The 10685-nt window shown below is 49.5% G+C and carries 12 protein-coding genes and 2 other RNA genes; 8 read left to right on the forward strand and 6 right to left on the reverse strand.

Annotated features, from left to right (window positions below; all coding sequences use genetic code 11):
• Positions 1-226 precede the first annotated feature (226 nt).
• Both G340_RS0112785 and G340_RS18015 read right to left on the reverse strand, forming a co-directional pair.
• Positions 227-817: a uracil-DNA glycosylase gene (locus tag G340_RS0112785; RefSeq protein ID WP_020074045.1), complete on the reverse strand. Its 591-nt coding sequence runs from the start codon at positions 815-817 to the stop codon at positions 227-229.
• A 107-nt stretch (positions 818-924) separates the two neighbouring features.
• Complete coding sequence (locus G340_RS18015) at positions 925-1185, reverse strand: hypothetical protein (protein WP_154653207.1); 261 nt, start codon at positions 1183-1185, stop codon at positions 925-927.
• Between the two features lie 71 nt (positions 1186-1256).
• Between G340_RS18015 and ffs the strand changes: the two genes are divergently transcribed.
• The 8 genes from ffs (at position 1257) to G340_RS0112815 (ending at position 7732) form a co-directional block, all read left to right on the forward strand.
• An RNA gene (gene ffs / locus G340_RS17535) (signal recognition particle sRNA small type) lies at positions 1257-1354 on the forward strand.
• Positions 1355-1441: 87 nt separating this feature from the next.
• Positions 1442-3196, forward strand: coding sequence for a DNA polymerase III subunit gamma/tau (gene dnaX, locus G340_RS0112790; RefSeq protein ID WP_020074046.1), 1755 nt, complete (start codon positions 1442-1444; stop codon positions 3194-3196).
• 14 nt (positions 3197-3210) lie between these two features.
• Positions 3211-3561 (forward strand): YbaB/EbfC family nucleoid-associated protein, encoded by a 351-nt coding sequence (locus tag G340_RS0112795; protein WP_020074047.1) that lies wholly within the window; start codon positions 3211-3213, stop codon positions 3559-3561.
• A 3-nt stretch (positions 3562-3564) separates the two neighbouring features.
• Positions 3565-4164, forward strand: coding sequence for a recombination mediator RecR (gene recR / locus G340_RS0112800; RefSeq protein WP_020074048.1), 600 nt, complete (start codon positions 3565-3567; stop codon positions 4162-4164).
• A 17-nt stretch (positions 4165-4181) separates the two neighbouring features.
• Positions 4182-4652: an SsrA-binding protein SmpB gene (gene smpB / locus G340_RS0112805; RefSeq protein WP_020074049.1), complete on the forward strand. Its 471-nt coding sequence runs from the start codon at positions 4182-4184 to the stop codon at positions 4650-4652.
• Positions 4653-4687: 35 nt separating this feature from the next.
• Positions 4688-5037: a transfer-messenger RNA gene (ssrA, locus tag G340_RS17540) on the forward strand.
• A gap of 288 nt (positions 5038-5325) precedes the next feature.
• A complete protein-coding gene (locus tag G340_RS0112810; RefSeq protein WP_020074050.1) occupies positions 5326-6621 on the forward strand; it encodes an AAA family ATPase in 1296 nt (431 codons plus the stop codon).
• A 205-nt stretch (positions 6622-6826) separates the two neighbouring features.
• The gene (locus G340_RS0112815) at positions 6827-7732 is read left to right on the forward strand and encodes a hypothetical protein (protein WP_020074051.1); all 906 of its coding nucleotides are present in this window, start codon (positions 6827-6829) and stop codon (positions 7730-7732) included.
• A 42-nt stretch (positions 7733-7774) separates the two neighbouring features.
• On the opposite strand, the gene G340_RS0112820 is transcribed toward G340_RS0112815, so the two are convergent.
• The 4 genes from G340_RS0112820 to G340_RS0112835 all read right to left on the reverse strand — a co-directional run bounded on the left by G340_RS0112820 (position 7775) and on the right by G340_RS0112835 (position 10456).
• Positions 7775-7963, reverse strand: a complete 189-nt coding sequence (locus tag G340_RS0112820; protein ID WP_020074052.1) for a hypothetical protein — start codon at positions 7961-7963, stop codon at positions 7775-7777.
• A 3-nt stretch (positions 7964-7966) separates the two neighbouring features.
• Positions 7967-8983, reverse strand: coding sequence for a hypothetical protein (locus G340_RS16785; RefSeq protein ID WP_020074053.1), 1017 nt, complete (start codon positions 8981-8983; stop codon positions 7967-7969).
• A 119-nt stretch (positions 8984-9102) separates the two neighbouring features.
• Positions 9103-9858, reverse strand: coding sequence for a helicase HerA domain-containing protein (locus G340_RS0112830; protein WP_020074054.1), 756 nt, complete (start codon positions 9856-9858; stop codon positions 9103-9105).
• Positions 9845-10456 (reverse strand): hypothetical protein, encoded by a 612-nt coding sequence (locus tag G340_RS0112835; RefSeq protein ID WP_020074055.1) that lies wholly within the window; start codon positions 10454-10456, stop codon positions 9845-9847. The genes G340_RS0112830 and G340_RS0112835 overlap by 14 nt, the downstream gene beginning before the upstream one ends.
• Between the last annotated feature and the right edge of the window lie 229 nt (positions 10457-10685).

The following is a 10685-nucleotide window of genomic DNA, read 5'->3' on the forward strand; positions in this document are numbered from 1 at the left end:
TACACGATATATCGGCAATAAAAAGAAAATCATTATTATAAATCGATGGAATTGAAAACATATATTTTAAGAAAAATTTGTATTTTTTTGTAGGTAATGTAAAAATCTCAATAAAAAAAGGTGTATATTTCCAAATTAGGAAGTATACACCTTTTTTCTTATTTTTTAAAATGTATTGGAAGCGCAAAAACAGGCAAACCGTCGCCGACCGGCGAAATGCTTTTGATTAAAAGGGGAGATCGCCCGGCGCGGGGGCAAGGTGGAGTTCGTCCAGCCTTTTGCGTAGCTTTAAGAAATCTTCAAACGCGGCGGGCTTATTGTTGGGATTGCGCAGCAGGGCCGCCGGGTGCAGAGTCGCCATCATCAACACACCGTTTCTCTCGTAAAACTCGCCGTGTTCCCTTGTGATCTTGATATCCGGCTTTAAAAGCTTCATCGCCGCCACGCGGCCCAGACAGACTATGATCTTCGGGCGCACCAGAGCAACCTGACTGCGCAGCCAGGGCAGACAGGCGTCCTGCTCACCGGGCTCCGGATCGCGGTTTTTCGGCGGGCGGCATTTTACGATGTTCGCAATATAAATATTCGTATGGCGATCCAGATCGACCGCCGCCAGCATTTTATCCAGCAGCTGGCCCGCGCGCCCCACGAAGGGCTCGCCCTGCAAATCCTCGTTTTCTCCCGGGCCCTCCCCGATGAACATCACATCCGCACTGCGGTTGCCCACGCCGAACACCACATTTGTGCGCGTTTCACACAAGCCGCACTTGCGGCACTGCCCGCAAGTCGATTCCAACTCTTCCCAAGTCATATTCATATGATTTATCCTCCATCAGCAAGCCGGGCTTGCGTCTACCCTGCGGATAAGACTGCAAGCAGCCAGCTTTTCGTTTCTGAATTTATCTATTCAAACAGAGCCGGTTTTCAGCGGATATCCCCGCGAGGAAGCCGCAAAGATTTTGCCTTAAAAAGAGAAACAGAAAATCCTTGCCGGCACAAAAGAATCGCACCTCCGCAGGCGCAAAACGCTGTCATGGCGAAGCGGATACCGCAAATTGCTTTGCGGTTATTATACCACAAAGCAGACATTTCCGGTTGCATTTTTTTCGCCCGCCTGATAAAATAGAAACGGAAAACTGGACGCTGTTCTCGGTAAATCGCAGAAAAGAGTTGTTTTTTTTTCAAAAATCGTTTATACTATTTCAGTTAGCTTATGAAAAAGCAAGGCAGAATTACGTGCAATAGGATATGCGGGCGGGCGGGCTCTGTACGGCTGGCCGCCGTGAACCATGTCAGGCGGGGAACCGAGCAGCATTAAGCGGATTGGCCGGTGCGATGCAGGTTGTGTCTGTTCGTCCGCATATCCTATTGCATGTGTCGTCATTTTGGCGAGCTGTCTTGCTTTCGGTTTATTGGCGCAAAGGCAGGTGGACACATCCCGATGTATCAGGTCTTATACCGCAAATGGCGGCCCCGGCAGTTTTCAGATGTCGTAGGGCAGCCTCAGGTTACGTCCACTTTAAAAAACGAGCTGCTCTCCGGCAGACTGGCCCACGCATATCTGTTCACCGGCTCGAGGGGGACCGGCAAAACCACCTGCGCCAAAATCCTGGCCAAGGCGGTCAACTGCCTGAATCCCCAGGGCGGCGACCCTTGCGGAGAGTGCGAAATCTGCCGCGGGCTCGACAACGGCTCCGTGCTGGATGTGGTGGAGATCGACGCCGCCAGCAACAACGGCGTGGAGAACATCCGCGCCCTGCGCGAGGAAGCGAATTTTACGCCCGCCACCGCAAAATACCGGGTATACATTATCGACGAGGTTCACATGCTTTCCATCGGCGCGTTCAACGCACTGCTGAAAACGCTGGAGGAGCCGCCGGAGCACGTGATTTTTATTCTGGCCACCACCGAGGTGCACAAGCTCCCCGCGACGATCCTGTCCCGCTGCCAGCGGTTTGATTTTCACAGGATTGCCCCGGCGGACATTGCGGACCGCCTCACCTACATTGTCGGCGAGGAAAACGCCAGCATTGAGCCGCAGGCCGCGCTGCTGCTGGCCAGATTGGCCGACGGTGCACTGCGCGACGCGCTCTCGCTGCTCGATCAGTGCCTGGGGCGCAGCCGCGACGTCACTGTGGACGTCGTCACCCAAACCGCCGGATTGGCGGGGCGGGAGCATTTGTTCCGGCTGGCGGACGCCATCACCGGCAAAGACGCGGCCACCGCGCTGCGGGTGATCGACGAGCTGTATACCGCGTCTAAAGACATGGCGCGGCTGTGCGAAGAGCTTTTGAGTTATTTTCGCGGGCTGATGCTGCTGAAAACCATGAAGGACGCCAGAGACATTCTGGCGGTTCCGGAAGAAGAATATCAGGCCATGTCCGCACGGGCCCTGCCCACCTCCCTGCCGGTGATCCTGCATTGTCTGGATACGATGCAGGATGCGCTGGAGCGGATGTACCGTGGCGGCAGCCGGCGAATTGAAATGGAAATGGCGGTTCTGCGCCTTTGCTCACCAGAGCTGGATTCCGGCATGGACGCGCTGGTTCGGCGGATTGCCGCGCTGGAGAGAAAAAGCCCCGCTCCCGCTGCGCAGACAGTGCCGCCGGAGCCACAGGCTCCCCGCATACAGGAACCCTCTGCCGCGGCGCCCTCTCTCGTTCCCACCGCACCCCCGGCGCGGCAAAAGGTACCGGACGACGCGCCGCCGTGGGCGGAGGAGACGCCGCCGGCCCCCTATGAACCGGCGGTTCCCACACCGCACTTTGTTGCCGAGAAACCGGTAATGGAGAAAGCCCCAGCACCGCCCGCCGTTTCACCGGCTGCGAAAGAATCCGGCGCGCCCAGCTCGCTTGAGGAGCTGCAGGATTCGGCCCGCCCGCTCGATGTGTGGCCGGAAATTCTGCAGACGATGAAGGATTACTCTCGGGTCGTCGCCGCTTCGTTCGCTGGCTCCACCGCCTATGTGAGCGGAGAATATGTTTTGATCGACGCGCCCAGCCCCACCGCGCTTGAGCTGCTTCGCCGCCCCGCCCAGCGGGACAAAATGCGCGACGCCATCAAGCAGATAACGGGACGTACCTATAAACTGGGGCCGTACAAAAAGCCCCAAACAGAACAGACAAAAGAGCAGGACCCGCTCAAAGCCCTGGCGGAAAGCGCCGCGGCGGCGGGAATCCCAGTGATTCAACAATAACGGGAGGTTTCGACATGAAAGCAAGATTACCGGAAGGCTACGGTAAAGGCGGCGCCGCCAATTTACAGCAGCTGGCGCGGCAGGCCCAGAAGCTGCAGGAGGAAATGGACAAGGCCACCACCGAGCTGGAGACCAAGGAGTACACCGCCACCTCCGGCGGAAACGCCGTAGAGGTTGTCGCCACCGGCAAAATGGAGCTGAAATCCATCGCCATCAAGCCCGAGGTCGTGGACCCCGAGGACGTGGAGATGCTTTCCGACCTGATTCTGGCCGCAGCAAACGAAGCGCTGCGCGCCGCCGCCGCCGACAAAAGTGAGCGGATGGAATCCCTTTCGGGCGGCCTGAACGTACCCGGGATCTTTTGATCTATGTCCGCCTATTATGTGGCGCCTCTGGCGCGGCTGATCGAGCAGTTTGAACGGCTGCCCGGCATCGGCCATAAAAGCGCCCAGCGCCTTGCCTATTATGTTCTTGGGCTCTCCAAGGAGGAAACGGAGCAATTCACCGGAGCCATCCGGGAGGCCCACGAGAAAATTCATTACTGCAAAGAGTGCTGTAACCTGACGGATCAGGAGCTTTGCCCGGTCTGCCGCAGCGCCGGGCGTGACCGCTCGATCATCTGTGTGGTGGAAGACCCGCGCGATGTGTTCGCGCTCGAGCGCACCAACGAGTACAAGGGCCTTTACCACGTGCTTCACGGCGCGATCTCCCCCCTGAACGGCGTAGGCCCGGATCAGCTCTGCATTAAGGAGCTGCTGGCCCGCATGAACGACGAGGTCAGAGAGATCATCATGGCCACCAATCCCACGGTGGAGGGCGAAGCCACGGCGATGTATCTGTCGCGTCTGCTCAAGCCCATGGGCATTACGGTAACGCGCCTCGCCTACGGCATTCCCGTCGGCGGCGATCTGGAATATGCCGACGAGGTAACCCTGACTCGCGCGATGGAGGGCCGGAGAGAAATTTAGAACGGAGGCTTTTTTGTATGGCCGAAAAGCTCGCAACCAAAACAATCGCTCAAAACAAAAAAGCCTTTCACGACTACTTTGTGGAAGAAAGCATGGAGGCCGGCATCGAGCTGGCCGGCACCGAGGTGAAATCCCTGCGTCAGGGGCGCGCCAACCTGAAGGACGCGTGGTGCTCGGTGGTAAACGGCGAGCTCCTTCTCAACGGCATGCACATCAGCCCGTATGAGCAGGGCAATATCTTCAACAAAGACCCCTTGCGCGTGCGCCGCCTGTTGATGCACAAGCGCGAGATTATGCGGCTGTTCGGCCTTGTCAAACAGGACGGCTACTCCCTGATTCCGCTGTCGCTGTATTTTAAAGGTTCGATGGTCAAGGTGCAGGTGGGCCTTTGCAAAGGTAAAAAGCTGTACGACAAACGGCAGGATCTTGCGGCAAAAGCCGCGAAGCGCGACATTGAGCGCGCAATGAAAGACAAAAACAGGGCATAATATCCGGAAGAAGCCCGTATCTATATTTTAAATATGGGGATGCAATGGTTTCGACGGGGGTTGTGAGCCTGAGTAAGCGAGTAGCGGTGCGGAACCGCTATAAAATCCGTAAACTTAAAATTAAACAACAACAATAAAGTTGCTTTAGCAGCCTAATTTAGGCTGCTCGTTCTTACCGGGAGTACCGCGGCCCGGATAAGGGCGTCATTTAGCGGTGAACATGAACCGGGCCACGCCTTTCACCCGGTCATGGCTTAAAGGCTACTGAAGCACGGAGCCTGCCGACGGGCGCTGTGCGGAGGGAATGTTAAAACACCGGCTACACTCGTAGAAAGCTCTGGTAGGCAATCTTCGGACAGGGGTTCGATTCCCCTCATCTCCACCAAATGGACATTACACGAACACCTACTTTTTTAAAGGCGGCTTAGCCGTTACGGTGTGGATGTAAGGTCAAAATTAAAAAGGAAGGGCAAGGCTTTAGACCTTGTCCTTCCTTTTGTTTATTATACAAACGTCCACAGTTACATCGGAATAATAATCTTTGAAATATCTACAATCGCATCGAATTAAAGAGTTATTCTAATATAATGCACGATATGATCAATAAATCTAAATTAACAGCTTGACAATTAGACATCAACTATGCTATAATCTCTCACAAGGGGGAAATGGAATGAATAACTTTGTACTGAAATCCCTATCTGCTGAAAACTTTGCTTCATTTGCGGAGTGTATTACATTTACAACCGAAACAGACCTTAGTAAAAAAGAGCATCTTGAAAACACCTTTACACAAGGTGAATCAACTTTTAACAAAGTTTCGTTTCTTTATGGAGCAAATGGTTCCGGTAAAACTTTTTTTTGCAAGATAATTCGAGAGATTCAACGGCTTTTAGATTGGTCTCCACTAACGGCAATGAATAATCCGCAATTATTAGCTTTGCCGCAGATTAAAGGAATAGATTCTCCTGTGGTATCTTTTGCTTTTGATGTAGATTACCATGAGAGACCTACTAAATTTGCGATTGATGTACTGATAGATGAAACGAGCTATCACTATGAATTTACAATCTTGGGAAAAAAAATTCAATCTGAGCTTCTAACTAAGAAGTATCGTAGAACAGAAAAGCTTATTGAAAGAAGTTCACCATCATATAAGGAAATTGTTTTACGCTCGGAACTCAAAGATTTCGAAAATACAAAACAGGTTGTAAAAGAAGAAGCTTTATGTCTTCCTGTTGCAGCACTGCTTAATAACCCTCTAGCGTCAAAAATTGTCTCAGCTATTAAAGAAATTCAAGTCGTTAGCATGACAGCAGCTAGATTACGTCCAGCACAAACAAGAGAGTCTTTTTCTGACGAACGATTGAATAAATATAAGGATATACTCAAAAAAGCAGACCCTACTATCCGAGATATAAATGTCTCTTTTGAAGAAGAAGAGCTTGCCCGCCAAAAAATTGACGCAGATGATTTTGAAAATCGAGAAATTATTTCTAAGAAAACAACCGTTGGAATAGAAACAAAACATGCTTTATATAAAGACGGCAAAGAAACTAGCAGCATTCCAATTGCGTTTTTTGCAGACGAATCATTGGGAACTGTTAAACTATTTACAGCCCTACCATATCTATACGATGTCCTTGAGACCGGAGGAACACTTGTTATTGATGAGTTGGAAAATGGGCTGCATCTCTCTTTAGCAAAAGAAATTATAAGTCTATTTACCAGCGAGGAAAGCAACCCTAGACACGCACAACTCATCTGCACGTCACATCAGCCACTATTAGTAGACGGCAATTTTCGTCGAGACCAAGTGTGGGTCACTTGTAAAGATTCTTGTGGAAAGAGTTTTCTACACAGGTTGAGTGAGTTAAAAACATCACGCGCTAAGGTTAACTTAGCAAATCGAATTCTAGAAGGGGCATTTGGGTGTAATCCTAAATCCTTCTTTAGCAATAACACATAAAATGCGAAAAAGAAAAACACCGAGCGCCAACTCGGTGTTCTGCAGGGTGACAAAAGCACGGAACGATACTTTGTCAAATTCACTTGTTTATCTTATCATGCTTTACTTCCGTTTGCAATATGAAATTTGTGCCCAGAAAGGTAAAAAATGCAGACTTTTTCTAAAAATGTGATCACATATATTTATTACATTTTTATTAGGAGTGATGAAAATCTTTATTTCAGATTATCTCGGTGCTAAGATAAAAGGGCACCAAAACTATGAGTTCATTGATGTTTTTCTAAACGGTGATAACAGACTGTTTATTGATCCATGCATGATAGAGGGCGCGGAAGATCCATGGTGTAAGAATGCTTCTAATATAATGCGAACATTCTTTGATTGCTTCTTTGAAGGTCTTCGAGATAAATCACTATATAACAGCGGCCTGCTTTCTCATGCTGGGGAGCAAAATGCAACAAAGCTTGGTTATGGAAATGGTTACAACGGAAAGGGGAAAACCGCAGAAGGCCTTAGGGATTGTATTAGCGGCCTCTCTTTGCTTGTTGACGACATTCCCACGATAAGCCGAGCGCAGGACATTCCCGTGCTTGTAGAGGGATTTGCAGAAGACTGTATGTCCGATCTGCTTACAAATATTTTGCATGAACCGCTAAATGCTTTTACTTGTGAGCAAATGTCTGTGTGGGGATGTCCCCCACAGGGAGAAAAAGCCATTTGGACATTCGATGCCACAACAAGAGAATGGATTCAGGTAACTCGGCCGTGCTGGTACCACAGAGGCAAGGAAATACTACTCGTTCCCAAATGGATTGTTCGCAAGAACTTTCTGTTTAAAGCTCATCAATACCTGTATTCGATTATTGTTGAGCGCATTAGGAAGAAAAACGGATGGGACGATCTTAAGAAAATAGATATATGGAACAATTTTCCTAGGATCAGTGAGCATTGGGAATATGACACTGTGATAGCTTATACTCGTGAGCATCCCGATGCTCTTTCTGAGTACCATGAACATATGCCACGCTTCTATCGTAGAGCAAAGGGCTGTATGACAGATCAAGACTTGGATGGCGCTGTCTATGGTCGCAGCATTAAAGAAAGCGCATAACCGTTCTCAGCAGGTAAAGAGGGTGGATAAGGGTTAATTTCCTTATCCACCCTCTTCATTTTCCACTTTTGCCCGCTTATGCACCTTCTTCCATTCGTCAAACTTCCTTTTTCCTTCTTCACTTTCATAGAATTTGCGAATCTCTGGCACGAGGAATCGGACGAAGGATTCTATAATGGACTGCGGAAGCTCAACATCATACGGATTCCGTGACTTCTTAGGTTTTTCCATCGCCTATCTCCTCTCTGTGAAAGGACAGTCCCTTGTGTCCTTGACTTCCGTCCAGCCATCCAACGCTTTTTGGTGTGGTGCAAAATATTCCTGCGTGGTCATTTCGTCATACTGGTTGATACCAGTAAAATGCACAACCTTGTGAATACGGCGTATAAAGGCATTCCAGACCGCAGGAGTGTCCAAGCGCACATTTGTATATTGGTATTCCAACGGAATGTTGCTGATAATGTACGCTTTTGTATAGCACGCCACGCGGTTTGCATAGCGACAAGGCAGCATCAGCGGGTAGCCGTCCAAAAGATTATTCATATCCTGAATTTTCATACTGGATGAAAATTCATCAAATACAATTATATCTTCGCTCTGGTATTTATCAAAGCACCCATGCTGATAGCCGGTTATCTGGCACACATTCTCATAGCCATACCGTTCCATGACCAGTTTTGTTTTTCCAAGACCCGTAGCACCATATATATAGGTTGTTTTAAGTATGCGAAAGGTATTATGGAATTGCTCTGCAATCAGTTCTTGCCTAACTTGCTCCAAAGTGGAGCGGTAGCGCATTAAATGGGTTTGCGAACGAATAACATTCATTGCGCTGTGACCGTCCTCAAGCATCGCTAAGGCTATATCCCAATCGGTACGCTGTCCGGGATTTTCCGTCGGTAGCTCTCCCCACTCTTCAAAGGTGTCAGGGATACTGGTATCGGCTTTTTCATCCTCTGCCCATTTCCCGGATTTTTGCACATACGCCCGGTTTTCTTCGGAAGTGCCGCAGGCCGGGTCAAGATGGGCAGTAGGGAAATAGCCCTTGACGGTGGAAAAACGAATTGGACTGTTAGCAACAAAGAACACATGAGTATGCGGGGTCTGTTCCTGCAAGCCTTGTTCGTCAGCCATACACCAGTATTTTAACTGCATTTTCCCAAGTACTTCACGGATTTGTTCATGTGACCATTCAGCACCGGGATTATTGATTGTAAGTAAGTATTTTCTGTGCCGTGTATCTTTTTTCAAAGGTCTTCACTTCCTTTGCGTGATTTTCGCAGTGATGGTACAGAGGTGTCTGGGTAATACTAGCCAGACACCCGCGCTCGCCCGCCTTACGCTTCGCACGGCGGGCGGTGCGTGCGTTTCTAAGACAATGCCTTTACGCATATCTGCCGCATTCGTTCGGAATCCTGCACTGTTCCTACCTTGATAAAATGCAACTGCGAGCCTTGCAGCAGCGCAACGCCCTCACCTTGCCCGAATACACGGCCTTTGACTTGCTCAATGAAATCAGGTAAGAGCATTTCATAGATACTCTTGATAGCCGCGCCGAGAATGATTACAACGCCGTAGTTAAGTCGTGAACCAGATGGAAAAGCAACCGCGTCAGGACGCTGCATGGCGGTAATCAAGCGCACAGACAGGGAGCGCCCAAGCAACAATATTGCGCTTACCTTGTTCATCACCACCGCCGCCGCTTTTTTATCCTCATTTACAAGCGACAAGATATTTGCCATGTATTCATCCCAAATCAGCGTAATGGGATGCTTGCTTTCATCCTCTCCCGATTGCCGGGCATTTAAGCGGGCATACACGGCCTGTAACGCTTGCAATGTGCTTTTGTAAGAATAATATCGAGAACAGCCGTGCAGATACGCAAAGTTGTCATCCCCCTTGTAGTCCGCGAAATGGTATTCCCCGCCCGATTCTGCCATAATAAGCTTTGCAAAGAGGGCGTTTTCAAAATAAGATTTTCCCGAACCGGACATCCCGCAAATTAGAATATGGCTGTTAGCAGCTGGGGAAACATCAGTGCTTATGGGGATTTTAGCCCCATAACCGTTCCATGCGTCCAAATCGTAACCGAGCGTCAGAAGCTTTGACGCGTCAAAATTCATCATACAGCACATCCTTTCTGTGCGTTTCGGCTCCGGGCGCGGCAGCAATGACAATGATATTGCGGTTTCGTCCATTTCTGCCGCCGTACTTGATAGGCTCCACAAAATGGACGTTAAGCGCGTCCTGTATTTCCGCACGATGCGTTTCCCATGTTTCCGTACCAACACCAAGCGAATAGAAAACCATTACACTGACCTGTGTATTTTTGATACGCTTACATGAAATTAACGCCGGGGCATACCCGTAGCGGTTGGCAAGACCGATTTGCAGCAGACTGCTTTCAACCGCCTTTGCCAGGAACGGTGTTCCTAAAAGGATCAGCAGGCCAACCAATAGCAACAGGAACAGTAGCGGGATGAAAGCGTCAATAATATAGCTCCAAACAGTAATCAGCAATGGTATATCGCTGTGAAAGGGTACTAACGTATCACGGGCATTCCAAAGGAAGATAAATGCGGCACATAGTAGCAGGACGAAAACGCCTTTCCACATTGTAGCTGCTTCTTTTACCCCCGACCATAGGCGCAGCCGCAGAATGGCACGATTACGCCGCCTTTGAGCCAGAACTTTTGTCTGATGAACGATATTTTTTAATTCCATATTGTTTCCTCCACATCAAGCACCAGTTGCACCGCCGGGAGAAATTCCCCCAAGCGGTACAAGTTGTGCGGTTTAGAATTTACTTGCCAATGACTGTGATGGTCTCCGGCTTGCCCTTGCGGTTAAATGTAATGTCCAGCATATCGCCCGGTTTGCAAGTGGGCAGCTTAAATCCGTCCCGCAGGAAAAGCTTATCCGTCATTTCACCGACAACATTTTCTTCGGGGAA

The sequence above is a fragment of the Faecalispora sporosphaeroides DSM 1294 genome (assembly GCA_000383295.1).
Lineage (GTDB): Bacteria > Bacillota > Clostridia > Oscillospirales > Acutalibacteraceae > Faecalispora > Faecalispora sporosphaeroides.

Excerpts from the sequence above, each read along its gene's own strand:
- recR (WP_020074048.1), top strand. The coding sequence starts at position 3,565 with ATGTCCGCCTATTATGTGGCGCCTCTGGCGCGGCTGATCGAGCAGTTT.
- G340_RS0112835 (WP_020074055.1), bottom strand. The coding sequence starts at position 10,456 with ATGGAATTAAAAAATATCGTTCATCAGACAAAAGTTCTGGCTCAAAGG.
- G340_RS0112810 (WP_020074050.1), top strand. The coding sequence starts at position 5,326 with ATGAATAACTTTGTACTGAAATCCCTATCTGCTGAAAACTTTGCTTCA.
- G340_RS0112785 (WP_020074045.1), bottom strand. The coding sequence starts at position 817 with ATGAATATGACTTGGGAAGAGTTGGAATCGACTTGCGGGCAGTGCCGC.
- smpB (WP_020074049.1), top strand. The coding sequence starts at position 4,182 with ATGGCCGAAAAGCTCGCAACCAAAACAATCGCTCAAAACAAAAAAGCC.
- dnaX (WP_020074046.1), top strand. The coding sequence starts at position 1,442 with ATGTATCAGGTCTTATACCGCAAATGGCGGCCCCGGCAGTTTTCAGAT.
- G340_RS0112815 (WP_020074051.1), top strand. The coding sequence starts at position 6,827 with ATGAAAATCTTTATTTCAGATTATCTCGGTGCTAAGATAAAAGGGCAC.
- G340_RS0112795 (WP_020074047.1), top strand. The coding sequence starts at position 3,211 with ATGAAAGCAAGATTACCGGAAGGCTACGGTAAAGGCGGCGCCGCCAAT.
- G340_RS0112820 (WP_020074052.1), bottom strand. The coding sequence starts at position 7,963 with ATGGAAAAACCTAAGAAGTCACGGAATCCGTATGATGTTGAGCTTCCG.
- G340_RS0112830 (WP_020074054.1), bottom strand. The coding sequence starts at position 9,858 with ATGATGAATTTTGACGCGTCAAAGCTTCTGACGCTCGGTTACGATTTG.